24 protein-coding genes and 2 tRNA genes are annotated in these 26,117 nt (G+C 71.0%); 16 read left to right on the top strand and 10 right to left on the bottom strand.

Annotated features, from left to right (window positions below; genetic code table 11):
• Positions 1-9 precede the first annotated feature (9 nt).
• The 3 genes from ACFVQG_RS19785 to ACFVQG_RS19775 all read left to right on the top strand — a co-directional run bounded on the left by ACFVQG_RS19785 (position 10) and on the right by ACFVQG_RS19775 (position 1,207).
• Complete coding sequence (locus tag ACFVQG_RS19785) at positions 10-333, top strand: hypothetical protein (RefSeq protein WP_383384525.1); 324 nt, start codon at positions 10-12, stop codon at positions 331-333.
• 176 nt (positions 334-509) lie between these two features.
• Positions 510-887, top strand: a complete 378-nt coding sequence (locus ACFVQG_RS19780) for a WhiB family transcriptional regulator (protein ID WP_383384522.1) — start codon at positions 510-512, stop codon at positions 885-887.
• Positions 884-1,207 (top strand): hypothetical protein, encoded by a 324-nt coding sequence (locus ACFVQG_RS19775; protein ID WP_383384519.1) that lies wholly within the window; start codon positions 884-886, stop codon positions 1,205-1,207. The genes ACFVQG_RS19780 and ACFVQG_RS19775 overlap by 4 nt, the downstream gene beginning before the upstream one ends.
• Positions 1,208-1,365: 158 nt before the next feature.
• Here ACFVQG_RS19775 and ACFVQG_RS19770 read toward each other — a convergent pair whose 3' ends face one another.
• Together ACFVQG_RS19770 and ACFVQG_RS19765 are read right to left on the bottom strand one after the other, a co-directional pair.
• Complete coding sequence (locus ACFVQG_RS19770) at positions 1,366-2,763, bottom strand: ABC1 kinase family protein (protein WP_383384516.1); 1,398 nt, start codon at positions 2,761-2,763, stop codon at positions 1,366-1,368.
• A complete protein-coding gene (locus ACFVQG_RS19765) occupies positions 2,756-3,994 on the bottom strand; it encodes a TOMM precursor leader peptide-binding protein (RefSeq protein ID WP_383384514.1) in 1,239 nt (412 codons plus the stop codon). Before ACFVQG_RS19765 ends, ACFVQG_RS19770 begins: the two co-directional genes overlap by 8 nt.
• A gap of 273 nt (positions 3,995-4,267) precedes the next feature.
• On the opposite strand from ACFVQG_RS19765, the gene ACFVQG_RS19760 reads away from it, so the two are divergent.
• The 4 genes from ACFVQG_RS19760 (at position 4,268) to ACFVQG_RS19745 (ending at position 8,255) form a co-directional block, all read left to right on the top strand.
• On the top strand, positions 4,268-4,858 hold the full coding sequence (locus ACFVQG_RS19760) for a M48 family metallopeptidase (RefSeq protein ID WP_383384512.1): 591 nt from the start codon (positions 4,268-4,270) through the stop codon (positions 4,856-4,858).
• Positions 4,859-5,026: 168 nt separating this feature from the next.
• The gene (locus tag ACFVQG_RS19755; protein ID WP_383384509.1) at positions 5,027-6,790 is read left to right on the top strand and encodes a TerD family protein; all 1,764 of its coding nucleotides are present in this window, start codon (positions 5,027-5,029) and stop codon (positions 6,788-6,790) included.
• Positions 6,791-6,802: 12 nt separating this feature from the next.
• A complete protein-coding gene (locus ACFVQG_RS19750) occupies positions 6,803-7,483 on the top strand; it encodes an AIM24 family protein (protein WP_383384506.1) in 681 nt (226 codons plus the stop codon).
• 16 nt (positions 7,484-7,499) lie between these two features.
• Positions 7,500-8,255: an AIM24 family protein gene (locus ACFVQG_RS19745; RefSeq protein ID WP_383384503.1), complete on the top strand. Its 756-nt coding sequence runs from the start codon at positions 7,500-7,502 to the stop codon at positions 8,253-8,255.
• Positions 8,256-8,323: 68 nt separating this feature from the next.
• On the opposite strand, the gene ACFVQG_RS19740 is transcribed toward ACFVQG_RS19745, so the two are convergent.
• Entirely contained in the window at positions 8,324-8,845 is a 522-nt protein-coding gene (locus ACFVQG_RS19740) for an NUDIX hydrolase (protein WP_383384501.1), read from the bottom strand.
• On the bottom strand, positions 8,842-10,278 hold the full coding sequence (locus ACFVQG_RS19735; RefSeq protein ID WP_383384498.1) for a zinc-dependent metalloprotease: 1,437 nt from the start codon (positions 10,276-10,278) through the stop codon (positions 8,842-8,844). Before ACFVQG_RS19735 ends, ACFVQG_RS19740 begins: the two co-directional genes overlap by 4 nt.
• Before the next feature lie 194 nt (positions 10,279-10,472).
• Between ACFVQG_RS19735 and ACFVQG_RS19730 the strand changes: the two genes are divergently transcribed.
• The 3 genes from ACFVQG_RS19730 to ACFVQG_RS19720 all read left to right on the top strand — a co-directional run bounded on the left by ACFVQG_RS19730 (position 10,473) and on the right by ACFVQG_RS19720 (position 13,747).
• The gene (locus ACFVQG_RS19730) at positions 10,473-11,585 is read left to right on the top strand and encodes an SDR family oxidoreductase (RefSeq protein ID WP_383384494.1); all 1,113 of its coding nucleotides are present in this window, start codon (positions 10,473-10,475) and stop codon (positions 11,583-11,585) included.
• 226 nt (positions 11,586-11,811) lie between these two features.
• Positions 11,812-12,273, top strand: coding sequence for a molybdenum cofactor biosynthesis protein MoaE (locus tag ACFVQG_RS19725; RefSeq protein WP_383384491.1), 462 nt, complete (start codon positions 11,812-11,814; stop codon positions 12,271-12,273).
• A 376-nt stretch (positions 12,274-12,649) separates the two neighbouring features.
• The gene (locus ACFVQG_RS19720) at positions 12,650-13,747 is read left to right on the top strand and encodes a PDZ domain-containing protein (protein WP_383384488.1); all 1,098 of its coding nucleotides are present in this window, start codon (positions 12,650-12,652) and stop codon (positions 13,745-13,747) included.
• An 85-nt stretch (positions 13,748-13,832) separates the two neighbouring features.
• Here ACFVQG_RS19720 and ACFVQG_RS19715 read toward each other — a convergent pair whose 3' ends face one another.
• Positions 13,833-14,375 (bottom strand): PPA1309 family protein, encoded by a 543-nt coding sequence (locus ACFVQG_RS19715; RefSeq protein ID WP_383384486.1) that lies wholly within the window; start codon positions 14,373-14,375, stop codon positions 13,833-13,835.
• Positions 14,376-14,538: 163 nt separating this feature from the next.
• Between ACFVQG_RS19715 and ACFVQG_RS19710 the strand changes: the two genes are divergently transcribed.
• The 4 genes from ACFVQG_RS19710 to ACFVQG_RS19695 all read left to right on the top strand — a co-directional run bounded on the left by ACFVQG_RS19710 (position 14,539) and on the right by ACFVQG_RS19695 (position 20,161).
• Positions 14,539-17,466 carry a UPF0182 family protein gene (locus ACFVQG_RS19710; protein WP_383385552.1) on the top strand — a complete coding sequence of 976 codons (2,928 nt, stop codon included), beginning with the start codon at positions 14,539-14,541 and terminating at the stop codon, positions 17,464-17,466.
• A 44-nt stretch (positions 17,467-17,510) separates the two neighbouring features.
• A tRNA-Met gene (locus tag ACFVQG_RS19705) sits at positions 17,511-17,584 on the top strand.
• A gap of 206 nt (positions 17,585-17,790) precedes the next feature.
• The gene (locus ACFVQG_RS19700; RefSeq protein ID WP_383384483.1) at positions 17,791-19,701 is read left to right on the top strand and encodes a sel1 repeat family protein; all 1,911 of its coding nucleotides are present in this window, start codon (positions 17,791-17,793) and stop codon (positions 19,699-19,701) included.
• A gap of 386 nt (positions 19,702-20,087) precedes the next feature.
• Positions 20,088-20,161, top strand: a tRNA-Met gene (locus ACFVQG_RS19695).
• Between the two features lie 129 nt (positions 20,162-20,290).
• Here ACFVQG_RS19695 and ACFVQG_RS19690 read toward each other — a convergent pair.
• A complete protein-coding gene (locus ACFVQG_RS19690; RefSeq protein ID WP_383384480.1) occupies positions 20,291-20,707 on the bottom strand; it encodes a Fur family transcriptional regulator in 417 nt (138 codons plus the stop codon).
• Positions 20,708-20,851: 144 nt separating this feature from the next.
• Between ACFVQG_RS19690 and ACFVQG_RS19685 the strand changes: the two genes are divergently transcribed.
• The gene (locus tag ACFVQG_RS19685; protein WP_383384477.1) at positions 20,852-22,306 is read left to right on the top strand and encodes a catalase; all 1,455 of its coding nucleotides are present in this window, start codon (positions 20,852-20,854) and stop codon (positions 22,304-22,306) included.
• 70 nt (positions 22,307-22,376) lie between these two features.
• Here the strand turns inward: ACFVQG_RS19685 and ACFVQG_RS19680 are convergent, their stop codons facing one another.
• Both ACFVQG_RS19680 and hisN read right to left on the bottom strand, forming a co-directional pair.
• A complete protein-coding gene (locus ACFVQG_RS19680; RefSeq protein ID WP_383384475.1) occupies positions 22,377-22,769 on the bottom strand; it encodes a cyclic nucleotide-binding/CBS domain-containing protein in 393 nt (130 codons plus the stop codon).
• A 119-nt stretch (positions 22,770-22,888) separates the two neighbouring features.
• The gene (gene hisN / locus ACFVQG_RS19675) at positions 22,889-23,689 is read right to left on the bottom strand and encodes a histidinol-phosphatase (RefSeq protein WP_383384472.1); all 801 of its coding nucleotides are present in this window, start codon (positions 23,687-23,689) and stop codon (positions 22,889-22,891) included.
• Positions 23,690-24,035: 346 nt separating this feature from the next.
• On the opposite strand from hisN, the gene ACFVQG_RS19670 reads away from it, so the two are divergent.
• Positions 24,036-24,638, top strand: a complete 603-nt coding sequence (locus ACFVQG_RS19670; RefSeq protein WP_383384469.1) for a TetR/AcrR family transcriptional regulator — start codon at positions 24,036-24,038, stop codon at positions 24,636-24,638.
• 19 nt (positions 24,639-24,657) lie between these two features.
• Here the strand turns inward: ACFVQG_RS19670 and ACFVQG_RS19665 are convergent, their stop codons facing one another.
• A complete protein-coding gene (locus ACFVQG_RS19665) occupies positions 24,658-24,981 on the bottom strand; it encodes a DMT family transporter (RefSeq protein ID WP_383384466.1) in 324 nt (107 codons plus the stop codon).
• A 120-nt stretch (positions 24,982-25,101) separates the two neighbouring features.
• Positions 25,102-26,112, bottom strand: a complete 1,011-nt coding sequence (gene rsgA / locus ACFVQG_RS19660; RefSeq protein WP_383384463.1) for a ribosome small subunit-dependent GTPase A — start codon at positions 26,110-26,112, stop codon at positions 25,102-25,104.
• Positions 26,113-26,117: the final 5 nt, after the last annotated feature.

The raw sequence follows: 26,117 nt of genomic DNA, 5'->3' as shown, positions 1-26,117 counted from the left end.
GCGAGTCCAGTGATCAGCATCAACACCAGCTTCATCAGCGCGGCCAAAATGACCGATCGCTCGGCCGTCTCCCTGTGCATGCTCGGCGCCTCGAACCCGGGCACCGGTCTGTCCGGCATTCGTGCCGTCCGCCCGGCGTCTGTCGTCTCTCTCGCGGGTCTTCCCGTCCGAGAGCGCAATGAGCGACCGACCAAGGCACTGGAAGCGGCAGTAGTGGCACAGGCGCAGGCCTATGCCTTTACGGCGACCGGTGCCGGAGTCCGCAAGCAGACGACGCACCACCACCAGATGTGGGCCTTCCGTGGGCCAGAACCCTGGAGTGATCCAGCCTGATCGCCGATCAGGCCGGCGCCTTCAGGGCCGCGGAACCCCATCCGGGATCCGCGGCCCTTCTGTTTGCCCACGAACGTGGGCGACGGAGTGAAGGGGCCTCGGGACAAGAAAAGAACCCGGTACCAGCCGCAACCCGGTCTCACCCGACCGGAACGACCAGACGAGGAAGACGAACCGTGCAACTCGAAGCGCACGCCCCGTCCGTACCGCCTTCCGACACGATCCCCAAGCCCGGTCTCACGGAGGACTCCACCTTGACCCCGCTCATCCCGCTCACCGCGCTCACCGCGCTCGACGACGCCATCGAGAACCTCGGCGTGCCCGTCCCCTGCCGTTCCTACGACCCGGAGGTCTTCTTCGCCGAGTCGCCGGCCGATGTCGAGTACGCCAAGTCCCTCTGCCGCACCTGCCCGCTGATCGAGGCCTGCCTCGCCGGTGCCAAGGAGCGGCGTGAGCCCTGGGGTGTCTGGGGTGGCGAGCTGTTCGTCCAGGGTGTTGTCGTCGCCCGGAAGCGGCCGCGTGGCCGCCCGCGCAAGAACCCGGTCACGGCATGAACACCGCAGGAACGATCGATCGCCCCCTCACGCACGACCCCCAGAAGCAGGCCCCGATGAAGCCGTCCACCCATGAGCCCACCGGCTCGGCGACCCCAGATGTCATCACCACCGGCGCGAACGACTCGCGTCAGAACAGGACCCGAGAGATGCAACTCATCCCAGAAGCCCTGGCTCGTGCGCATATGCACGACCGGCTGCATGAGGCGCGGCAGGAGCGCCAGGCCATGAGCCTGGTGACCGCCCGCCGGATGCAGCGCCGCGCCGAGCGCGCCTCGCGCCGCGCTCGCCGGGCGCTGGCCATGGCGGTCATGCAGTAACCGGATGCTTCCCACAGGGGGCCGGTCCGTCCAACGGACCGGCCCCCGCCGCGTTGTCACCGGCCACCAGGGCCGCGCCGCGCACCGACGGCCAGGCCCGCCCCGGGCCCCGGCCGCCAAGGTCGCCGCGCGTACCCGGCGCTGACCGCCTGCCCGGCTCAGGCCCCGGCCACCGACTCCTCCGGCTCCTCCAGGTCTTCCTCTTCTCCCTCGAACCCTTCCTCCAGCGGCACGAACCCCGGCAGCCACTCCTCGAGTTCCGCGCGCAGCCGCACGGTCGCGCCGAGCTGGCACAGCACGCCGATCGTGCTGAGGGTGACCCGGTGGATCAGGAGGTAGGCCGGGGGGAGGTTGAGCTGCTTGCCCAACTGGTGGGCGGGGGAACGGGGATCGGCGATCCGGGCCGCCTGGCTGCGCATCCAGCCGCGGCTGAAGGTGAACTCGTCGGCGCGTGCCGGTTCGATGATCGGCAGCAGGTAGTCGAGGACCGCGTCGGGGTCCAGCTCTATGGTCTCCTTGACGAAGCCCTCGGCGCACAGCAGCTCGTAGACGGCCTCCGCGTCGCCGTCCAGGGTCATCCGCAGGGAGTCGCCGATCGGGGTCGGCAGGCCCGCGGGGAGCCGGTCGACGGTGCCGAAGTCCAGCACGCCCAGACGCCAGTCGTCCTCGCCGTCCGGGCCGCCGGGCAGCAGCCGGAAGTTCCCCGGGTGCGGGTCGGCGTGCAGCAGGCCGGTGCGGGCGGGGCCGGAGAAGAGGAACCGGGCCAGCAGCTGACCGGCGCGGTCGCGCTGCTCCTCGGTGCCGTCCGAGATGATCTCCGAGAGCGGGATGCCCTCGACCCACTCGGTGATCAGGACCTGCTCGCTCTGGTGGACCACGGCGGGCACGACGACATCCGGGTCATCGGCGAACTCCTCCGCGTGGACCTGCTGGGCCTGCGCCTCCAGGCCGTAGTCCAGCTCCTCGGAGACGCGGTCCTTGAGTTCGGTGATCAACGGCTTGACGTCGATACCGGGGACCAGCGGTCCCAGGAGGCGGGCGAAGCGGCTCAGCTGGTTCAGATCGGAGAGCAGTGCCTCACCGGCGCCCGGGTACTGGACCTTGACCGCGACCTCACGGCCGTCGTGCCACACCCCCCGGTGCACCTGGCCGATCGAGGCCGCCGCCGCGGGCTTGTCCTCGAACTCCTCGAACAGCTCGCGCCAGTCCTCGCCGAGCCGCTCCGCGAGCACGGAGTGCACGGTCCGCGTGGGCATCGGAGGCGCCGCCTCCTGGAGCTTCGTCAGCGCCGCCCGATAGGGACCGGCGACCTCCTCGGGCAGCGCCGACTCGAAGACGGACAGGGCCTGCCCGAACTTCATCGCACCGCCCTTCAGCTCGCCGAGCACCTTGAACAACTGGTCCGCGGTGCGCTGTTGCAGCTCGCGGCCGACCAGCTCCGCGGACTCGCCGACGATTCTCTTGCCCAGTCCCCAAGTCGCGCGCCCGGCGAAGCCGAGCGGCAGCGCGGCCAGCTTGGCGGTCCGGGTGACCGCCTTGCGGGGAAGATCAGACATGCGCCCTCCAAGTGCCAGCCGGCCGCGCCGCGCCTGCCCTACGGCATACCTGTGTTGACGACCGTTGCCCCGCCATTGTCTCGTGCGACTCCCCGTCCATGGAGGGCCGCTCCCTTTTCGTTTCCTCCTCGGCTCCTTCCTTGACTCTCTCCGCCGCCCCGCACGGGCATGCCGGGTGGGCCCAGACGGGCCGGGCGTGCCAGTGGAGGCCGGGCAGGGAGACCTCCCAGCGGGCGCCCGCGCTCGACGGCGGCCGACCGTCCAGGAAGGCGAGGGCGTGGGCGGCGGCGAGCCCGGCGACGGTGGTGGCGAGCGTCACATCGCATGGGCGGACCTGGGGCTGTCGGCCCGAACGCCACTGCGCGACCAGCCGTGGCCAGGTGGGATCGCGGTCCGTGCGCGCCTCGTGCAGACAGCGGGCGCACGCCGTCTCACCAGGCAGGACGAAAGGGCCGACCACGCCGGTGCCCTCGACGACACCGGCGTACAGATGGGGGGTGCCGGAGGTGATGAGGGGTTCGGCGGCCGTCGGGTCGGGCGCGTGTACGGCGACGTCGTCCCGTGGGGCGAGGATCACCAGATGGCGGCCCGGGCCGCCGTCCTCCGGCGGGGACTGGGGGCCGCGGCGGGGCGGGCGGTCGGGGGCCGCCCGGCGCACGGCCCGGCGGGCGGACTCGTCGCGGCGTTCGCCGACGGCCGTGGCGGGATGGCCGCCCGGTGCCACGTCCCAAGGTTCCACACAGCCGCCGTCGCGCACATCGACCTCGCCGACGCCCGCGCCCGACAGCAGCGAGGCCAGCACACTCCCGACCCGGCCCGCGCCCCGCACCTGGACGCGCAGCGACCGGCGGGCGGCCAGCCGCTCGACCGCGTCGCCCGGCTTCGAGCTGGTCAGGGAGAGGGAGGCGAGGTCGGGGCGCAGCCGGTCGAGGACCGCCTGCTTCGCGCGCAGGGCGTCGGCGGCCGGGCCCCCGCCCCGCGCGTCGTCGAGCAGCCCGGCCCGGGCCAGCCGGTCCACCACGGCGTCCACATGTCCGTCCGGCAGATCCATGCGGCGCCCCTCCGCGCGCAGCAGGTCCAGCCCGCGGGTGCCGTTGAGCAGGTCCAGGAAGCTGCCCGTCGCCAGGTCCACCGGCCCCAGGGTCAGCGCGTGCGCCGGTGTCATACCGAACTGCACGGTGTTCAGGTCGCGCCAGCCGCGCCGCAGCGCGGGCTTCACCATCGGATGCATGTGCCAGGCCCCCGTATCCCGATGCCCCGTACCCCGAGGCCCCGGATCCCGATCGCGGGAGAGGGCCTCGCGGAGAGGTCGTAGTCGCAGATGCCAGCATGCCTGCCGCGGTGGGTGGGTCGCCGAGGGTTATCCACAGGTGGGGGGATTCATCGTATAAATCGGAGTGTCGGCTGGGCCGGGCGTCGTACAAATCAAACGCTCGGTGGGGGATCGGAACGGAACCGTCCCGGAGTCGGGACTTCCCCCGTGTGCAGCGGGTAACGTCGGGGCGTGTCCGCCGACCCACTGCACCGTGCCGGAACGCCACAGCGCAGCACGACGAGCCAGCCGCCAAGCGGCTCGGGGACGAGCGCGATCGAGGTGCGCAGAAGTGCGCGTCGACGCAGGACGGTCTCCGCGTACCGCGAGGGCGATCGCACCGTCGTGCTCATCCCTGCCCGGATGTCCGAGGCGGAGGAGCAACGCTGGGTGAGCGTCATGCTCGACAAGCTGGCGGCCCAGGAGAGCAAGCGGGTCCTCGGGGACACCGAGCTGGCCGAGCGCGCCGAGCGGCTGTCGGTGCAGTACTTCGACGGCCGGGCACGGCCCACCTCGGTGCGCTGGGTCACCAACCAGAACACCCGCTGGGGGTCCTGCACCCCGTCCGAGGGCAGCATCCGCCTGTCGCACCGGCTGCAGGGCATGCCCGAGTACGTCGTCGACTACGTGCTCCTGCACGAGCTGGCCCATCTCCTGGTGCCCGGGCACGGGCCCCGCTTCTGGCGGCTGCTGGAGACCTATCCGCGCACCGAGCGGGCGCGGGGCTACCTCGAAGGGGTGGTCGCCGCCGAGCGGCTGCCCCATCTGCCCGGCGCGCGCTGACCGGCCTCCCGCGCGGGAGGGCTCGCGAGGGGAGCACGCGCGAACGGGCTTCTGGCACTGTCCCGCGCGGGTTGTGTACCGGGTCTGTACCGACTTCCGCCGGTGTCGGAGTTTGCCGTTAGCCTGACGCGACGCACTCGCATTCGGGATGGGGGACGGTCGTTACGCATGGCCAGGGAATTCCAACGCGGCCACAAGGCCAGGATCAGTGATCTCACCGCGGGCACGGATCTGTACGTAGGCGTGCAGATCTCCGGCCCCGGGCTGACCTTCGACATCAGCTGTTTCGGACTCGACGCCGACGAGCGGCTCTCGGACGACCGGTACTTCGTCTTCTTCAACCAGCCGAAGTCCCCCGAGGAGGCCATCCAGCAGCTCGGGGCCCAGGCGGGTGACACGGAGTCCTTCCGGGTCACGCTCGACAGGATCCCGGCGCAGATCCAGAAGCTGTCGTTCACCGCGACGATCGACGGCGCGGGGCAGATGTCGCAGATCAGCCCGGGTTACATCCGTATCGTCGCGGGCGGTGAGGAGGTGGCCCGGTACGCGTTCAACGGCTCGGAGTTCACCACCGAGCGGGCCGTGATGCTGGGCGACTTCTACCTGAAGGACGTATGGCGCTTCGCGGCGGTCGGACAGGGCTTCGACGGCGGTCTCGACGCGCTGCTGAAGAACTTCGGCGGCGAGGTCGCCGAGGAGGAGCAGCCCGCCCCGCAGCAGCCCCAGACCGGTGCCGCCCCCGGTTTCGCCCCGCCCGCCCAGGCCACCGCCCCGCCCGCGTTCGGCGCCCCGCCTGCCCAGGCCACCGCCCCGCCCGCGTTCGGCGCCCCGTCCGCCCCGGCACCCGCACCGGCCCCCACACCCCCGCCCGCACCGGCGCCCACTCCGCAGCCCGCCCCGCAGGGCTTCGCACCCCCGCCGGGAGCGACCCCGCCCCCGGCGCCCGCCCCCCAGGTGCACACCGCGCCCACCGTCGTCGCGCCGATGACCCCGCCCGGCGGCACGGTGCCGCCCCAGGCCCCGCCGCCGTACGGCCAGCCGCCCCAGCCGCAGGCCCCCTACGGCCAGACGCCCCCGCCGCCCCCCGGCTACCCCCAGCCCACCGCCCCGCAGGCCCCCGCGCCGCCCCCGGGATACGGCCAGCCGACCCCGCCTCCGGGCTACGGTCAGCCGACGCCGCCCCCCGGCTACGGCCAGCAGGCCCCCTACGGAGCACCACCGGCCGCACCCCAGGGCATGCCTCAGGGCGTCCCCCAGGGCACGCCCCAGGCGCCCGGCGTCGCGGGTGCGCTCCAGCAGTTCAAGGAGACGCCCACCGGACAGCGCTGGACGCAGCAGAACAAGAAGCTGGTCCGCGTGGACCTCGGCATCGGCGGTCAGCCGGTGCTGGCCCGGCAGGGCAGCATGGTGCTCTACCAGGGCAAGGTCGACTTCAGCTACAAGGGCGCGGGGTTCGCCGGGCGGATCGTGGGCAACGCCACCGGGCAGGAGATGCAGCTGATGCGCTGCACCGGCCAGGGACAGGTGTTCCTCGCCGAGAACTCCACGATGCTGCACCCCATCGAGCTGCAGGGCGACGGCATCTGTGTCTCCGCCGAGAACGTCCTCGCCTTCGACGAGAGCCTCACCTACGAGGTCCGCCGCATCGAGGGCCACGGCATCCCCGGCGGCGCGCTGTTCACGATGCTGTTCCAGGGCACCGGCACCATCGTCGTCAAGACGCACGGCACGCCCGTGGTGCTGCCGGTGACGCCGACGACGTTCGCCGACTGCAACGCCGTCGTGGCCTGGTCGTCCGCCGCCCAGGTGGTCGTCTCCAGCCAGGTGCGGATGCGCCGCAACACCTACGCGGGCGACACCGGAGAGAGCGTGAACCTCCAGTTCCGGGCCGCGCCCGGCAACTTCATCGTCGTCCAGCCCTACGAGATCTAAGGGGAGCCCGTCATGAACCAGCCGCTCGCGGGCCACGCCCCCGCACCCGTCGCCGCCCGCATGGAGAACCACGGCAACCACATGCTGAAGGTCGCCATGCAGACCGGGAACGACCTTCTCGCGCGCGTGGGCTCGATGGTCGCCTACGAGGGCTTCGTGCAGTACGAGCCCAACCCGCCCGCCGTCCGGCAGATCGCCAAGGACTGGATGACCGGCGAGGGCGCGCCGCTGATGAAGTGCTCCGGCGACGGACTGCTCTACCTCGCCGACTACGGCGCCAACGTCGTCGTGATCAACCTCAACGGCGACGGGATCTCGGTCAACGCCACCAACCTGCTCGCCTTCGACGCGCATCTGACGTGGGGCGTGGAGCGGGTCAAGGGGCTGGCGAAGTTCGCCGGACAGGGCCTGTGGAACACCAAGATCTCCGGGCAGGGCTGGGTCGCGCTGACCTCCCGGGGCAAGCCCATCGTCGTCGACTGCGGCGGTGGCGAGGACGAGACCTACGTCGACCCGGACGCGCTCATCGCCTGGTCCCCGAACCTCAAGGTGAAGGGCAAGCGCAGCTTCAAGGCGCAGTCGCTGATCGGCCGGGGCAGCGGCGAGGCGTACCAGATGGCGTTCTCCGGTCAGGGCATCGTCGTCGTCCAGCCCAGCGAGGACAGCACCGACCGCCTCCGGATCCGGGGCTGAGGGGGAGCACCACACCATGCAGAGTCCGCTTTTCGCCTACAACGACCAGCAGACCCAGGACCGCTGGGCGCTGCAGAACAAGCAGATGCTCCGGGTCAGCCTGGCGGGCCACGACGACATCCTCGCCCGCAAGGGGACCATGGTCGCCTACCAGGGGCTCGTCGAGTTCGACGCCGAGTTCCAGGGCAACAGCGCCGCACGCGCGCGTGCGCACACCGGTGAGGGTCTGGACCTGATGCGCTGCCACGGGCAGGGCACGGTCTATCTGGCCAACCTCAAGCAGCACGTCCACCTCGTCGACGTGGACCACGAGGGGCTGACCGTCGACAGCAGCTACGTCCTCGCGATGGACTCGTCACTGCATCACGAGGTCATCGCCGTCGACAGCCTCTACGGCATCTCCGGCTCCGGGAAGTACCAGCTCAACATCTCCGGCAGCGGCAAGGTCGCGCTGATGACCTCGGGCGCGCCGCTGATGCTCCAGGTCACCCCGGAGAAGTACGTCAACTGCGACGCGGACGCGATCGTCGCCTGGTCCACCGGTCTGCGGGTGCAGATGCAGGCCCAGACGCATTCCTCGGGGGTGTGGCGGCGGCGCGGCAACACCGGTGAGGGCTGGGAGCTGAGCTTCATGGGCTCCGGTTACGCGCTCGTCCAGCCCAGCGAGCTGCTGCCGCCGCAGAACGCCGTGATCGGGCAGGGCGCCGCCGCGCAGTACGGCATGGGGCAGCAGGGTGCGCGCGGGCAGAACCAGGGCAACGCCTGGAGCTGAGCCCGCGATCATGACGCGGGTGTAGGCGGGTGTAAGGGGTGACCGCCATGGCGGTCACCCCTTACCCGTCAGAGCCGGGCGCGGGCCGCCTCCAGCAGACGCACCACCGAGTCGTCGGCCACGTCCGCGACCTCGTCGTAGGCGAACCAGCGCACGTCGAGGGACTCGTCGCTGACCGTGTGCGCGGCGTCCGGCGGGGCCAGGACCGCGTACTGCACGTCGTAGTGACAGTGGCACGGCGGCGGGATGGGATGCCGGTCCAGGCGCACCGGGCCGCCCGCGAGCAGGGTCAGCCCGGTGATGCCCGACTCCTCGGCGGCCTCGCGCAGCGCGGCGTCCGCCAGGGTGGCGTCCGTCGGCTCGCAGTGGCCGCCCATCTGGAGCCACATGCGCAGCTTCCGGTGCAGGGTGAGCAGCACGCGCCCGCGTGACGGGTCGATCACCAGGGCGCTCGCCGTGATGTGCCCGTCCGCGCAGGCCTTCCACATGCCGTCCGGATGCTCGGCGAGATGGTCCAGGTAGGCCTGGCGCAGCTCGGCCTGGTCCTCGTACCCCTTCAGTACGAGGACCGTGTCGTCGTACAGGCTCACTCGCTGTCGTCGTCCTTCTCGCGGTCCTTGTTCAGGTCCGGCTTCCCGGGGGAGCCGCCCGCCGCCTCGCCGAGCATCTTGTCCAGCTCGGAGAAGTCGGCGTGCTCCCGGTGCACGAAGCCGTCCGGGTCGTCCAGGTCGGAGGCGGTCGGCAGCATGTCCGGGTGGGCCCACAGGCCGTCCCGGCCGTCGACGCCGCGCGCGTCCGTGAGGGACGCCCACAGGCGGGAGGCGTCCCGCAGGCGGCGCGGACGCAGCTCCAGGCCGATCAGGGTGGCGAACGTCTGCTCGGCGGGCCCGCCCGAGGCGCGGCGGCGGCGCAGGGTCTCGCGCAGGGCGTCCGCGGACGACAGACGCGGCTTCGCCGCCGCGTGCACCACCGCGTCCACCCAGCCCTCGACGAGCGCCAGAGCGGTCTCCAGACGCGCCAGGGCCGCCTTCTGCTCGGGCGTGTCCTCCGGCTGGAACATGCCCTGCTGGAGGGCGTCCTGCAGCTGCTCGGGGTTCTGCGGGTCGAACTGGCCGACCACGTCCTCCAGCTTCGCGGTGTCGACCTTGATCCCGCGCGCATAGCCGTCGACCGCGCCGAACAGATGCGAGCGCAGCCACGGTACGTGCGCGAAGAGGCGCTGGTGGGCGGCCTCACGCAGGGCGAGATACAGCCGCACCTCCTCCTTGGGGACGCCCAGGTCCTTGCCGAAGGTGTCGATGTTCACCGGCAGCAGGGCGGCCTTGCCCGCCGGGCCGAGCGGCAGGCCGATGTCGGTGGAGCCGACGACCTCGCCCGCGAGCACGCCGACGGCCTGCCCGATCTGCGTGCCGAACATGGCTCCGCCCATCGAGCGCATCATGCCGATCAGCGGGCCCGCCATGGCCTGCATCTCCTCCGGCAGGACGTCGCCCATGGCGCCGCCGACCCGCTCCGCGACGGGGTCGACCAACTCCTTCCACGCGGGCAGGGTCGCCTCCACCCACTCCGCGCGGCTCCAGGCCACCGCGGAGGCGGCACCGGAGGGCAGCGACGTCACGTCGTCGAGCCACAGGTCGGCAAGGCGTACGGCTTCCTGGACGGCGGTGCGCTCGGTGGGGCCGACGCTGACGTCCTTGGTGCCGTCAGGGGCGCCCTGGGAGACCGTCTGGCGGGCGATCTGCTTGGCCATGTCCCAGTTCACCGGGCCGCCCTCGTAGGAGAGCATCTGGCCCAGCTGCTGGAACGCGGCGCCCAGGTCGGTGGGGTTCAGGGAACCGAACATGGCGGCGAGCGGATTGTCCGCACCAGGGCCGCCGAAGCCTCCGGCGCCGGGCAGACCTCCGAAACCGAACGGGTTGCCCGGTCCCTGCCCACCACCGCTCTGCTGGTCCTTCTTCTTGCCCTCGTCGCCGTCGTCCGGCTCCTCCGGCGGAAGGCCGAATCCGAATGGGGTGTCACTCACGGGATTCCTCGGCTGGTTAAGGCCACCGGTTCTTTCCGGCGGCGCGGCTGCCCGACAACACCCTCCAGCGTAGACACCGCGGGCGGATCGGGCCTCGGTGCTTCGCCGACGCACGGCCTGCGGCAGGATGGATGCCACCTGGTACGTACGCGTCACTCGCGCTCGTATGTGAAGACAACCGCTGGAGACGCCCGGTGAGTTCCCCAGATCCGCAGGTTCGCGCAGCGCGAAACCACTCAACCCCGTCCGCCCTGCGCGGGCCCGTCGTCGCGGTCACCGGCGCCGCGTCCGGCATCGGTGCCCTGCTCACCGAGCGGCTCGCCGCGTCGGAGGAGATCAAGCAGGTCATCGCCATCGACGAGCGGCGAGGGGAGTGCGCGGCGGCGCAGTGGCACATCCTCGACGTCCGTGATCCGGCGATCGCGGAGAAGCTGCGCGGCGCGGACGTCGTCGTGCACCTCGCGGTCGACCTTGACCTGGAGACCGACGCCGCCGCCCGAACGGCCTACAACGTCCGGGGGACGCAGACCGTGCTGACCGCGGCCGCGGCGGCCGGTGTCCACCGGGTGGTGCTGTGCACCTCGGCGATGGTCTACGGCGCGCTGCCGGACAACGAGCTGCCGCTGTCCGAGGACGCCGAGCTGCGGGCCACCGCGGAGGCCACCGGGGTGGGTGACCTGCTGGAGATCGAACGGCTCGCGCGCCGGGCGCCTCGGGCGCACCCCGGGCTCAATGTCACCGTGGTGCGCCCCGCCGTGCTCGTCGGAGGCACCGACACCGCGCTGACCAGGTACTTCGAGTCGCCTCGGCTGCTGGTGGTGGCCGGGTCGCGGCCCGCCTGGCAGTTCTGCCACGTCGAGGATCTGTGCAGTGCCCTGGAGTACGCCGTCCTGGAGAAGGTCGAGGGGGAGCTGGCGGTGGGGTGCGACGGGTGGCTGGAGCAGGAGGAGGTCGAGGAGCTGAGCGGCATCCGGCGGATGGAGCTGCCGTCGGCGGTGGCGCTGGGCGCGGCGGCGCGGCTGCACCGGATCGGGCTCACGCCGTCCCCGGCCGGGGACCTCGCGTACACGATGTACCCCTGGGTGGTGAGCGGGAGCCGGTTGCACGACGCCGGGTGGCGGGCTCAGTGGACCAACGAGGAGGTGCTCGCCGAGTTGCTGGACGAGGTCTCGGGGCGGCACACCGTGGCCGGGCGGCGGCTGGGGCGGAAGGACGCCACGGCGGCGGGGGCGGCTGGGGCGACGGTGGCGTTGCTGGGGGCGGCGGCGGTGGTGCGGCGGGCGCGGAAGGCGCGGCGTCGGATCTGACCTCTGTGGGCTGTGTGCCCGGCGTGTGTGCTGGCCGGGGTGGGTCGCGCGGCCCGGCGCGGCGGGTGCCGCTGCGCCCACCCGCCCCCAAGCTCTCGGCTTCGCTCGAGCGGGAAGACCCCCGCCCCAGCGACCCGACTGCCCGCAGCTATGTCGGCACGGCGCCTGCCCACTGCCCCGCAGGCGGCTGTTTTCCCCGCCCCCCTCCTTGGTGCACGATGGGCGCATGGCAGCTATGAACGATCACCCCGGTGAGCAGGCCGCTCAGGAGCCCATCAAGTTGATCGGGATCCGGGAGACGCCGTTGTCCCTGGACGAGGTCTTCCGCGCGGTCGGCGATGACGCGGCCGGGGGGACGGCGCTGTTCGTGGGGACCGTGCGCAATCACGACAGTGGCGCGGACGTCGACGAGCTGGGGTACTCCTGTCACCCCACCGCCGAGGCCGAGATGCGGCGGATCGCCGAGAAGGTGGTCGCCGAGTACCCGGTGCGCGCGCTCGCCGCGGTGCACCGGATCGGTGATCTCAAGGTGGGGGATCTCGCGGTCGCCGTCGCCGTGTCGTGTCCGCACCGGGGGGAGGCCTTCGAGGCCTGCCGGAAGCTGATCGACGACCTCAAGCACGAGGTGCCGATCTGGAAGCACCAGAAGTTCGCGGACGGCACCGAGGAATGGGTCGGCGCCTGCTGAGGAGCCCGGCGCGTATTCCGGTTGCGTAACCGCACCCCCGGCGCGAGCGTTGTCCGTGCGGATGGTTAATCTGCTGATCAGTCAGTTGCGGACGCGTTGGGGTTGGAGGTCGGCATGGGGGCGCTCGCCTGGTTGCTGATTCCGCTTGTGGCTGCGATCGGTGGCGGGCTCTGGGGTAGTTGGGCCAACCGCACCCGCAAGGCCCGTAGCGATGGTCCCGAACTGGACGGGTACGCCCGTTTCCGGGCCGCCATGGAGAAATCGCACTCGGGCAGCTGACCGCCCAGGCGCCGCACGGACCCCGAGGTCACGGGGGCCGTTCCCGGACGGACGGCCCTGACGGTGCGCTGACAGAACCGTCCCGTACTGTCGAGTCATGCCACGCCGCACCGCGACGATGCTCGCCTCCACCCTGATGCTGATCGCGCTCCTGTGCGCGGGAGTACTCATCCGCGTGCCGTACGCGGAGATGTCCCCGGGGCCGACGGTGAACACCCTCGCTGACCACGACGGCGAGCCGGTGCTGCAGATCGAGGGCCGCAAGACCTACCCGACGACGGGTCATCTGAACATGACCACGGTCCGCGTCACCAGCGCCGACTACAAGATGAACCTCGTCGAGGCCGTCTACGGCTGGCTGGCGCACGACAACAAGGTGGTCCCCCACGACACCCTCTACCCGGACGGCAAGACGGAGGAGGAGTCCACCCAGGAGAACGCCGAGGAGTTCAGTCAGTCCCAGGAGAGCGCGAAGGTCGCCGCCCTCAAGGAACTCGACATCCCGGTGAAGTCCTGGGTGATCGTCTCCACCGTCGTCAAGGACTCGCCGTCCGAGGGCGTCCTGCACGCCGGGGACGTGATCAAGGCCGTCGACGGGACCGCGGTGAAGGAACCCGCCGACGTGGCGGAACTGGTGACCGAGCACAAGCCCGGCGAGGACGTCGTCTTCACGATCGTGCCCGCCAAGGAGCAGGCCGCCGCCGAGAAGGAGAACCGGACGGCCACCGCCACCAAGGACGTCACCATCACCACCACGACCTCCGACGACACCGGCGAGAAGCGCGCCATCGTGGGGATCTCCGCCGGGACCGACCACACCTTCCCGTTCAAGATCGACATCAAGCTCGCCGACGTCGGCGGGCCGAGCGCCGGACTGATGTTCGCGCTCGGCATCTACGACAAGCTCACCCCGGGCAGCCTGACGGGCGGCAGCTTCGTCGCGGGCACCGGCACGATCGACGACGAGGGCAAGGTCGGCCCGATCGGCGGCGTCGAGATGAAGACGGTCGGCGCGCGGGACAGGGGCGCCGAGTACTTCCTGACGCCCGCCGACAACTGCGCGGCGGCCGCCAAGGACACCCCGGACGGCCTGACGCTCGTCAAGGTGGACACCATCGACGACGCCCTCGGCGCGCTGGCGGACATCCGCGACGGCGACACCTCCGACCTGCCGGAGTGCGGCACCAAGGGCTGACCCGCGGGGAGCACGGGGGCAGGACGGGCCGACCGCGCGGAACATCAGCGGCGGTACGGCCCCGGCTCGCTGCCCCGACCGGCCCTCAGTCCTCGAACGTCGCCGCCAACGCCTCCGCCAGCCCCGGCACCAGGCCGGAACCTGTGAGCACCTCGGTCGGCGCGTCCTTCTCCCGCAGCCGCAGCGCCGACTCACGGGCGCCGTCGCGCAGCACCGCGACCGTCATACGGACCTCCTGGCGCTCCGGGTGCTCGGCCACCCACTTCGCCAGCTGACCCTCGTCGAGATCCTGCGGAACCTGGGCCTCCGCGGACGGCGGCAGCATCAGCCGTTCCACCGTCAGGGCACACCCGGCCACCGCGTCCGGCCAGGCGATCGTGGCGAGGAACTCGTCGAGCGCCTTGTCCGTTGGAATCTCGTCCTGCTCGATCGGGGTGAGACCGGTGGTCTCCTGCTCTTCCCCCAGGCCGAGCTGTGCGGCGAGGGAGGGTTCTTGGGTGCGCAGTCGAGCGGTGTCTACGAGGGCGAAGAGGCGGGCGGGCTGGTCCCAGCCGAGGCCGGAGGCGTACTCGTCGATCTCGAGTACGGCCCGGGTGAGCGGGCTCGCCGCCATGGGAGTGTTGGACATGGTCACAATCCTGCCTCGTTCCCTCCCGGAATCGGGAACTGAGTAAAGCGTAGGTAAGTTGCATAGGTGAGGGCCTACGATCACGGGGCCCTACGCACGGCCCGCGAACACGGGGGCCTGACAGACCAACAGCGATTTTCGAGGTGCCACCTTGGCTTTCCAGATGCCGGACCGCGGCGGAGGCCCGACGGGGCCACGGATCAGAGTGGGCCGCCCGTCCCGGCGTGTCCGGACCCTGCTCATGACACTCGGTGTGCTGGCCGTTCTCGGCATGGCGTTCACCATGTTCGCGGGCTTCTGGACGGACTGGCTCTGGTACCGGTCGGTGAACTACTCCTCCGTCTTCACCACCACCCTGTGGACCAAGATCGGACTGTTCTTCGTCTTCGGCCTGTTGATGGCGCTCGCGGTCGGGTTCAACATCTGGCTGGCCCACCGGCTGCGACCGCCGCTGAGCGCCATGTCGATGGAGCAGCAGAACCTCGACCGCTACCGCATGGGCATCGCGCCCTACAAGAAGTGGCTGCTGTTCGCCATCACCTCCCTGGTCGGCCTGATCGCGGGCGCCTCCGCGTCCGGGCAGTGGCGGACCTGGCTGATGTGGGTCAACGGCGTGTCCTTCGGCCAGAAGGACCCGCAGTTCAACCTCGACGTCTCCTTCTACGCCTTCGACCTGCCCTGGTACCGGTTCCTGCTCGGCTTCGGCTTCGCCGCCGCGATCCTCTCCGTGATCGCCGCCGCGCTCACCCACTACCTCTACGGCGGGCTGCGCATCACCAGCCCGGGCGCGCGCGCGACGGCCGCCGCCACCGGGCACCTGTCGGTGCTCATCGGCATCTTCGTGGCGCTGAAGGCGGTCGCGTACTGGCTCGACCGGTACGGCCTGGCGGTGAAGTCCAGCGACTTCAAGGCCACGGACAACTGGACCGGCCTGCGGTACGTCGACGCCAACGCCTACCTCCCGGCCAAGACGATCCTGTTCTGCATCGCCGTCATCTGCGCCCTGCTGTTCTTCGCCACCCTGTGGCGGCGCACCTGGCAGCTGCCCGTCATCGGCTTCGGCCTGATGGTGCTGTCGGCGATCCTGATCGGCGGGCTGTACCCCGCGATCGTCCAGAAGTTCCAGGTCCAGCCGAACGAGCAGGCCAAGGAAGCCCCGTACGTCGAGAAGAACCTCGCGGCGACGCGGCAGGCGTACGGCATCGACGGCACCAAGGTCAGCGACTACGCGGGCAAGACGAACACCGAGGACCTGACGCAGCTGCGGGACGACGTCGACGCCGCGGCGAGCATCCGCATCATGGACCCGAACATCGTCTCGCCGACCTTCCAGCAGCTCCAGCAGATCAGGAACTACTACGCGTTCCCGACCAACCTGGACGTCGACCGGTACAGCAAGGACGGCAAGGACCAGGACACGGTCATCGGTCTGCGTGAGATCAACCTCAGCGGCATTCCGAAGAACAACTGGATCAACGACCACTTCCGCTACACCCACGGCTACGGCGTCGTCGCCGCCGAGGGCACCACCGCCGACTCCGAGGGCCGCCCGGAGTTCACCGAGTCCGATCTGCCGTCCAAGGGTGAGCTGGGCAAGTACGAACAGCGCATCTACTACGGCGAGAAGACCAGCATGTACTCGATCGTCGGCGGTCCCCAGAAGGAGATCGACTACTCCGACGACAGCGGTGAGAAGACCTACAGCTACCAGGGCGACAGCGGGGTCAACCTCTCCAACCCGGTCAACCGGGCCGCGTACGCGGTGGCGTTCAGCGAGCCGCAGATCCTCTACTCGGGAGCGATCGGCGAGGGTTCGCGGATCCTGTACAACCGCACGCCGAAGGACCGCGTCGAGGCGGTCGCGCCGTGGCTGACCATCGACGGTGACGCCTACCCGGCGGTCGTGGACGGCCGTATCCAGTGGATCGTCGACGCCTACACGACGACGAACGGCTATCCGTACTCCTCGCGTACGACGCTGGGTGACACGACGGCCGACTCGCTGACCGCGACGAACAACCAGCGCGCGGTGGTCGCCCAGCAGAACCAGGTCAACTACATCCGCAACTCCGTGAAGGCGACCGTCGACGCGTACACCGGCGAGGTCAAGCTCTACGAGTGGGACACCCAGGACCCGGTCCTGAAGACCTGGCGCAAGGCTTTCCCCGGCACGGTGGAGCCCAAGAGCGAGATCAGCGACGCGCTGATGGCCCATCTGCGCTACCCGCAGGACCTGTTCAAGGTGCAGCGCGAACTGCTCACCCGCTACCACGTGAAGGACGCCGAGACGTTCCTCAGCGGCAGCGAGGTGTGGCAGGTCCCGGACGACCCGACGAACAAGGCGAGCGAGTCGGTGCCGCCGTACTACCTCAGCATGAAGATGCCCGACCAGAAGACACAGGCCTTCTCGCTGACGACGACGTTCACACCCAACGGGCGTGACAACCTCAGCGCGTTCATGGCGGTCGACGCCGAGGCGGGCACCAAGGGGTACGGCCAGATCAGAATCCTGAAGCTGCCGACCAGTACGACCGTCTCCGGACCCAAACAGATCCAGTCCCAGTTCAACTCCGAACAGGACATCGCCGAGACGATCAGGCTGCTGAGAGGTGGTGACTCGGAAGTCGAGTACGGCAACCTGCTCGCCGTGCCACTCGACGGCGGACTGCTGTACGTGGAGCCGGTCTACGTCCGCGGTGGCGGGCTCAAGTACCCGCTGCTGCGCAAGGTCCTGGTGACCTACGGCGGTGCCACCGCCTTCGAGGACACCCTCGAGGAGGCCCTCAACAAGGTCTTCGGGGCCGACGGCGCGACCGAGCAGCCACCACCGGACGAGGGTGAGGGCACCGGCGAGGACGAGGGCGGCGAGACCACACCACCGCCCACGGCCGAGGACCCGACCGTCCAGGAGGCCCTCAACGACGCCCAGAAGGCCTTCGAAGCCGGTCAGGAAGCCCTGAAGAAGGGCGACTGGGAGGCGTACGGCCGGGCGCAGGAGGACCTCCAGGACGCGCTGCGGCGCGCCGAGGACGCCCAGGCGCAGCCGGACAACACCGGTGGCGGCGGCGCGGAGGGCGGCGCCGGGAACTGAGTCAGGAGCCCACCCCGCGCCGTGATACGGTTGCAGAACAACGGCGCGGGGTGGAGCAGCTCGGTAGCTCGCTGGGCTCATAACCCAGAGGTCGCAGGTTCAAATCCTGTCCCCGCTACTCACAACGAAGGCCCGGATCCTGATCAGGATCCGGGCCTTCGTGATGTGCGAACGCATGTGCCGGTGTGCGGGATCGCCGTGCCGCCGTGGGGAGTTGGGCGATCTGTGTTTGACTTGTCTCTCTGTGGGCATGTCGACAAAACGCTGAAGTGACCTCACTGGCTGCGGTATACCAGGTGTACCCAGGTTGCAGGTGGTGCGACGATGGACGTTATGGGGGACAAGGCAACTCTGTTCGAGTCAGGGCGATTTGTGCACTCTTCGGGGCGGTACGAGGTGCTGGACGCACCCCGTGCCGAGATCCCGGGAACCCCGGAAACCCCGGAGACTCCGCTGTCCCCGGAGGCGCCGGACGAGACGACGGAGGCCGCCGAGCAGGCGGCGGAGGAACTGCGCCAGCGGCTCGCCGCCGAGGCCGGTGACATCGAGGCGATGAGCGTCCTCGGGGCCATGCTGCTGCGCCGTGGCGACCTCGGCGGAGCCGAGCCCCATCTGCGTGCCGCGACCGCCGCCGGTGACCGTGCCGCCGCCAACAACCTCGGGGTCCTGCTGCACCAGCGTGGGTACGCCGACGAGGCTGCCGGATGGTGGCGGATCGCCGCCGTCGCCGGGTCCGCCGCCGCGGCGCACGCGCTGGGGCGTCATCACCGTGAGCGCGGGGACGAGCCCGCCGCCGAGTACTGGCTGCGGCAGTCCGCCGAACAGGGGCATGTCCTGGGCGCGTACGCGCTCGCCGACCTGCTGGACCACCGCGCGGACACCGCGGCCGAGCGGTGGATGCGGGCGGCGGCCGAGCGGGGGCACCGGGAGGCGGCGTACCGGCTGGCGCGCGCGCTGGACCGCCAGGTGCCGCGTGGGGGCGAGCCTGGGGCTGACAACGGTGTCAGCGGCGGCGCCGGTGAAGGTCTTCTGGCGGAGGCAGAGCAGTGGTACCGGCAGGCCGCCGCGCGCGGGCACCGGCGGGCCGCGCTGCATCTCGGGGCGATCCTGGAGAAGCGGGGCGAACTGAAGGAGGCCGGGCGCTGGTACCTGACGTCCGCGAAGGACGGGGAGCCGCGCGCCGCCTGTGCGCTCGGGTTCCTGCTGCGGGACGCCGGTGACACCGAGAACGCCGCCGTGTGGTGGCTGCGGGCCGCGCAGGAGGGGGACGGCAACGCGGCCAACGCGCTGGGCGCGCTGCACGCCGAGCGCGGGGAGACCCAGACCGCCGAGCGGTGGTACCGGGCCGCGATGGACGCCGGGGACGTCAACGGCGCGTACAACCTCGGGCTGCTCTGTGCCGAGCAGGGGCGCACCACGCACGCCGAGCAGTGGTACCGGCGGGCCGCGTACGCCGGGCACCGGGAGGCCGCGAACGCGCTGGCGATCCTGCTGCTGCAGGGCGGGGACACGACGGGGGCCGAGCCGTGGTTCTCCAAGGCGGCGGAGGCCGGGAGCGTGGACGCCGCGTTCAACCTGGGCATCCTGTACGCCGGGCGGGGCGAGGAGCGTGACGCGCTGCGGTGGTACGAGCGTGCCGCGGCGGCCGGGCACACCGAGGCGGCGTTGCAGGTCGGGATCGCGCGGCTGCGGGACGGGGACGAGCAGGCGGCGGAGCGGCATCTGCGGTGCGCGGCCGGGGGTGGCAGCGCGGAGGCGGCGTACCGGCTGGCTACGGTGCTGGACGCGCGGCGGCCCCGGACGTCGGGGCATGAGCTGGGCGAGGCCGTGCACCAGAAGACGGAGTGCGAGGAGTGGTACGAGCGGGCGGCCTCCCAGGGGCATCGGCGGGCGCAGGTGCGGGTGGGGATGCTGGCCGCCGCGCGGGGCGATGTGGTGGAGGCGGCGCGGTGGTACCGCGTGGCGGCGGAGGCCGGGTCGCGGAACGGGGCGTTCAATCTGGGGCTGCTGTTGGCTCGGGAGGGGAGTGAGCCGGAGGCGGCGGTGTGGTGGACGCGGGCGGCGGACGCGGGGCATGGGCGGGCGGCGCTTCGGCTCGCGCTGGTGTATGCGCGGCGGGGGGAACTGGTGGAGGGGCAGCGGTGGGCTGATCGGGCGGTGGCGCTCGGGCCGGGGGAGGTGGCTGAGCGGGCGGCGCGGTTGCGGGATGCGCTGGGGGAGGAACTCTCGGCGTAGGTGTGGTGCCCGGTGTCCGCTGGGGCCCGGCGTCTGGTGCTGGGCGGGGGCGTCGCGCAGCCCGGCGCGCGCGGGGTGCCTCCCCCAAGCTCATCGAGCGGGGGGTGCCGTCAGCGCCTACCCCCCAAGCTCTCGGCTTCGCTTGAGCAGGGGGTGCCCCCCAGCGCCCCCCCAAGCTCTCGGCTTCGCTTGAGCAGGGGGTGCCCCCCAGCGCCCCCCAGGCTCTCGGCTCCGCTCGAGCAGGAGGGGGACTCCCATCGCCCCAGCGGCACGACTGCCCGCAGCTGTGTCCCAGGCCAGACGCAGCGCGCTCGCCCGGTAGTCAGGGGCCCTGGTGAAGGGATTTGCCTCGTGAGGTGGGGTTGACGTAATGTTGCGTTTACCGACGCGGGGTGGAGCAGCTCGGTAGCTCGCTGGGCTCATAACCCAGAGGTCGCAGGTTCAAATCCTGTCCCCGCTACTGATGGTCTGGGGCCGGAATCCTGAGTGCAGCTCAGGGTTTCGGCCCCAGGTCGTTTTCAGGGTTGTTCTCAGGGTCGTTTTCAGCCCCGGCGCCAATCGGCGGCCGGGGCTGATGTGTTGTGCTCGGTCAGGCTGTGGCGCAGTTCGGGCAGAGGCCGCGGTAGGTGACCTCGACGTCCGAGACCGTGAAGCCGAAGCGTTCCGACGTCGGAAGGTCGGCCAGCGGGTTGCCCGTGGGGTGGACGTCGCGGATGGCGCCGCACTGGGCGCAGACCAGGTGGTGGTGCGGCCGGTGCGCGTTGGGGTCGTACCGCTTGGCGCGCTTGTCCGTGGCGACCTCGAGCACCTCGCCGAGGGAGACCAGCTCCCCGAGCGTGTTGTAGACGGTCGCCCGGGAGATCTCGGGCAGCTTGGCGACGGCCCGGGCGTGGACCTCGTCGGCCGTCAGGTGGACGTGTTCGCCGTCGAGGACCTCGGCGACGACACGCCGCTGCGCGGTCATGCGCCATCCACGTCCGCGCAGCCGTTCCAGAAGGTCACTCATGAAGTCCAGCCTAACAGCAGGGGGACCAGGTCCCGAACGGGTGTGACTTTGGAGCTTTACTTGACTTAGACATTGTCCATTGTAGGATCGGGAACGGCTTTAGCCAAGGGACAGGAACAGCAAGGAATGGCGCAGGAGGCCCACGTGACTCAGGGACCGCTTACCACGGAGGCCGGTGCACCGGTTGCCGACAACCAGAACAGTGAGACGGCGGGCGTCGGCGGCCCCGTACTCGTCCAGGACCAGCTCCTCCTGGAGAAGCTGGCCCACTTCAACCGCGAGCGCATTCCGGAGCGTGTGGTGCACGCGCGGGGCGCGGGGGCCTACGGCACCTTCACCGTGACCGCCGATGTCACCCCGTACACCCGCGCCGCGTTCCTCTCCGAGGTCGGCAAGCAGACCGAGACCTTCCTGCGGTTCTCCACCGTGGCGGGCAACCTCGGCGCCGCCGACGCCGTGCGCGACCCGCGCGGCTGGGCGCTGAAGTTCTACACCGAGGAGGGCAACTACGACCTCGTCGGCAACAACACCCCGGTGTTCTTCATCAAGGACGCCATCAAGTTCCCGGACTTCATCCACACCCAGAAGCGCGACCCGTACACGGGCTCGACCGAGGCGGACAACGTCTGGGACTTCTGGAGCCTGAGCCCCGAGAGCACCCACCAGGTGACCTGGCTGTTCGGCGACCGCGGCATCCCCGCCTCGTACCGCCACATGAACGGCTACGGCTCGCACACCTACCAGTGGAACAACGAGGCGGGCGAGGTCTTCTGGGTCAAGTACCACTTCAAGACCGACCAGGGCATCAAGAACCTCACCCAGGCCGAGGCCAACCGGCTCGCCGGTGAGGACCCCGACTCCCACCAGCGCGACCTGCGTGAGGCGATCGAGCGCGGCGACTTCCCGACCTGGACCGTGCAGGTGCAGATCATGCCCGCGGCGGACGCGGCGACGTACCGCTTCAACCCGTTCGACCTCACCAAGGTGTGGCCGCACGCGGACTACCCGCCGATCGAGATCGGCAAGCTGGAGCTGAACCGCAACCCGCGGAACGTCTTCGCCGAGGTCGAGCAGAGCATCTTCTCGCCCGCGCACTTCGTGCCGGGCATCGGTCCCTCGCCCGACAAGATGCTCCAGGGGCGGCTGTTCGCCTACGGCGACGCCCACCGCTACCGCGTCGGCATCAACGCCGACCACCTGCCGGTGAACCGTCCGCACGCCACCGAGGCGCGCACCAACTCCCGTGACGGTTTCCTGTACGACGGCCGCCACGGCGGTGCGAAGAACTACGAGCCGAACAGCTTCGGCGGGCCGCAGCAGACCGGCCGTCCGCTGTGGCAGCCGTTCGACGGGTACACCGTCGGCACCGGCAACCACCCGGCTCCCGTGCACGCCGAGGACAACGACTTCGTCCAGGCGGGCAACCTGTACCGGCTGATGTCGGAGGACGAGAAGGGCCGCCTGATCGACAACCTGGCGGGCTTCATCTCCAAGGTCTCGCGCGAGGACATCGTCGAGCGCGCGATCGGCAACTTCGCTCAGGCCGACGAGGACTTCGGCAAGCGGCTGGAGGCCGCGGTCCAGGCCCTGCGCGGCTGAACTCCAGCACTGGACCGCTTGTCGTAGACAGTGGGCCGGGCCTCTTCGGGGGTCCGGCCCACTGGCCTGTTCAGGCGGGCACGTGCTGACGGGCCGGGGACCAGCAGCGGATGATGTCGCGGACCGAGACGACGCCGACGGGTTCGTTGCCGTCGAGGACGATCAGGTGGCGGAAGCCGCCGTGGGTCATGGCACGGGCCGCCTCCTCCAGGGTCCAGGCCGGGGCGGCGAAGACGACGTCCGTGGTGGTGTGGCCGTCGGCGGGTTCGGCGTCCGGGTCCTCGCCCCGGCCGACGGAGTTGAGGATGTCGCGTTCGGTGAGGATGCCGATGCCGTCGGCGTCGGGGTCGTGGACGACGGCCGCGCCGACGCCGCGGGCGGACATCAGTGCGGCGGCCTGGCGGAGGGTGTGGGTGGGACCGATGGTGAGGACGACCGTGCTCATGGCGTCGCGGACAAGCATGACTTGGAGCCACCTCCTGGGGGATGGTCCGCCGCTTGTTCATGTTTTCACAAGTTCACAAGCGGGGGGATTCCCAGAGTGGCAGGCCGAGCAGGGGGGCAACAAGAGGGCGTCGGCGCTCAGTAGCGCTCGTTGAGGTAGCCCAGCAACTCGTCGTGCAGGATGCCGTTGGACGCCGCCGCGTTGCCGCTGTGCGGGCCCGGGCGGCCGTCGAGGCCGGTGAAGGTGCCGCCCGCCTCGGTGACGACGATCGCGGTGGCCGCCATGTCCCAGAGGGACAGCTCCGGTTCGGCGCACAGGTCCACCGAGCCCTCGGCGACCATCATGTACGGCCAGAAGTCGCCGTACGCGCGCGTGCGCCAGACCTCTCGGGTGAGGTCCAGGAAGCCGTTCAGGCGACCGCGCTCCTCCCAGCCGGACAGGGAGGAGTAGGCGAAGGAGGCGTCGGAGAGCTTCGAGACGCGCGAGACGTGCAGGCGGGTGGCGGAGGAGAGGCTGCGGCCGGTGAACGCGCCGTGGCCCTTCGCCGCCCACCAGCGGCGGCCGAGGGCGGGGGCGGAGACGACGCCGACGACGGGCTGGTAGCCGCCCTCTCCTGCCTCCATCAGGGAGATGAGGGTCGCCCAGACGGGGACGCCGCGTACGTAGTTCTTGGTGCCGTCGATGGGGTCGATGACCCAGCGGCGGGGGCCGGTGCCCTCTACGCCGTACTCCTCGCCGAGGATCGCGTCGCGCGGGCGGGCGCGTTGGAGATGGCCGCGGATGAGTTCCTCCGCGGCCTTGTCCGCCTCGCTGACCGGGGTCATGTCCGGCTTGGTCTCGACCTTGAGGTCCAGGGCCTTGAACCGGGAGGTTGTCGCGGCGTCGGCCGCGTCGGCGAGGACGTGGGCGAGGCGGAGGTCATCGAGGTAGTCGGGCATGTGGGAACGGTATCTGGCGGGGGTGGGGTGGGGCCACGGGGGTTGGACCCGGGTTTGCCGGGTGCCCGGCGTTGGTGCTGGGCCGGGGGGGGGGGGCGTTACTGCCCGCGGCTACGGCGGCTACGGCGGCTACGGCGGCTAGGGCGGCTACGGCGGCTACCGCGGCCACGGTGCCACGGCGGCACAGCGACCGCCCGCAGCCAGGCCAGACACACCGCGGCTGCCCCCCGCTAGGCCCCCCGCGGCTGCGTCCGCCCGCGCGGCCAGGACGCCCCCGCAAGGCCCCTTGACACTGCCCCCGAGGGCGTCAAACCTGGGCGCAGGGTTGGGCGCCCTGAGGGAGGCGATGATGCCTGCTGCGCGGGAGTCTCTGCTGGATGCCGCCTATACGGCGTTGGCTCGGCGGCCGTGGTCCGCGGTGCGGATGGTGGATGTGGCCGCCGCGGCCGGGGTGTCCCGGCAGACGCTGTACAACGAGTTCGGCAGCAAGGAGGGGCTCGCGCGGGCGCTCGTGCGCCGGGAGGCGGACGGCTATCTCGCCGGGGTCGAGCGGGCGCTCGGCGCGCACAGCGACGCCCGCGAGCGGCTGACCGCGACCGCGGAGTGGACGACCGCCGTGGCCCGCGACAACGCGCTGGTACGGGCCATGCTCACCGGCTGCTGGAGCGACCGGCTGCCCGCCCCGACGCTCTCACCGGTGCCGTCCTCCTCGTCCGTCCCCGCACAGCGCCGGGCCGACGGGCCGTTGCCCTCGCCCGGGGACTTCGTCGTGCTGGTCCGTGACCGGGCCGTCGCGGTACTGGCCGGGGGTGGCGCCGGTGCGGGCGAACTCGCCCGGTCCTGTGAACTCGCCGTCCGGCTCGCCCTCTCCTGCGTCGCCGCCCCGCCGCGCGAGGGCGGGGTCGCCGAGCTGGTGCGCAGCGCCCTTCCCCGGCAGCAGCTCGTGTGAGCCGCCGCGCGGAGAACGCTCAGTGCGCCGAGCCCGACAGCTGCAGGCCGATCACGCCGATGATCACCAGGCTGATCGAGATGATCTTCAGCGTCGAGACGATGTCGCCGAGGAACACCATCCCGTAGATCGCCGTGCCCGCCGCGCCGATGCCGGTCCACACCGCGTACGCCGGGCCCACGTCCAGCTTGCGCAGGGAGAGGGTGAGGAGGCCGAAGCTGCCCAGGGCGAAGGCGGCGAAGGCGATGGTCGGCCAGAGGCGGGTGAAGCCGTGGGACAGCTTCAGGCAGACGGCGAAGCCGGTTTCGAGCAACCCGGCAACGATGACCAGCAGCCACGCCATGGCTGTTCCTCCCCGTAGGTCCACACCATTGATGACGGTGACCGCCACTGTGAGTGCGACTGTGACTGCTCGGCTTCGTTCGGCGTTGCGATTATGCCCTTACCGCGCTCGCTCAGTCCCTCAGTCCCCTTCCTTCGCCTCCCGCGTCGCCAGCAGCCGTCGCAGCGAGTACAGACGGGCCGGATCGGCGTGGCCCTCGGCCACCCACGCGTCCAGCGCACAGTCCGGCTCGTCGTGACTGCACGCCCGGGGGCAGTCCGCCGTGCCCGGCACCAGGTCGGGGAAGGCGTTGATCACCCGGGACGGATCGACGTGCGCCAGGCCGAAGGACCGTACGCCCGGGGTGTCGATCACCCAGCCCGTGGAGTCGGCCAGCGGCAGCGCGAGGGCGGAGGTGGTGGTGTGGCGGCCTCGGCCCGTCACCGCGTTCACCACGCCCGTCGTACGGCGGCGCTCGGTCGGGACCAGCGCGTTGACCAGGGTCGTCTTGCCGACGCCTGAGTGGCCGACGAACGCCGTGATCTTGCCGTCCAGCTCCGCGTGCACCCGGTCCGCCGCACTGCCGTCGTCCAGTTCCTCGCGGCTGGTGACGACGTAGGGGATGTCGAGGTCGCCGTACAGCTCCAGCAGCTTGTCGGGCGGGGCGAGGTCCGACTTGGTCAGGACCAGCAAGGGCGTCAGGCCGCCGTCGAACGCCGCGACCAGGCAGCGGTCGATCAGCCGCGGGCGCGGCTCGGGGTCGGCGAGGGCGGTGACGATGGCGAGCTGGTCGGCGTTGGCGACGACCACGCGCTCGTAGGGATCGTCGTCGTCCGCGGTGCGGCGCAGCACCGAGGTGCGCTCGGTGATGCGGACGATGCGGGCCAGGGTGTCCTTCTTGCCGGAGAGGTCACCGACCAGGGCGACCCGGTCGCCCACCACCGCGGCCTTGCGGCCCAGTTCGCGGGCCTTCATGGCGAGGACGACCCGGTCCTCGACGAGGCACGTCAGACGGCCCCGGTCGACGGTGAGGACCATGCCCTCGGCGGCGTCCTCGTGCTTCGGGCGGATGTTCGTCCGCGGACGGGTGTTCCGGCGGCCGGGGCGGCTGCGGATGTCGTCCTCGTCGGTGTGCTTGCCGTAGCGGCGCATGACTG

Origin of the sequence: Streptomyces sp. NPDC057877, assembly GCF_042796855.1 — a bacterium.
Classification (GTDB): domain Bacteria; phylum Actinomycetota; class Actinomycetes; order Streptomycetales; family Streptomycetaceae; genus Streptomyces.
The sequence above is the reverse complement of the archived record's forward strand: the minus strand, read 5'-3'. Positions and strand labels throughout refer to the sequence as shown.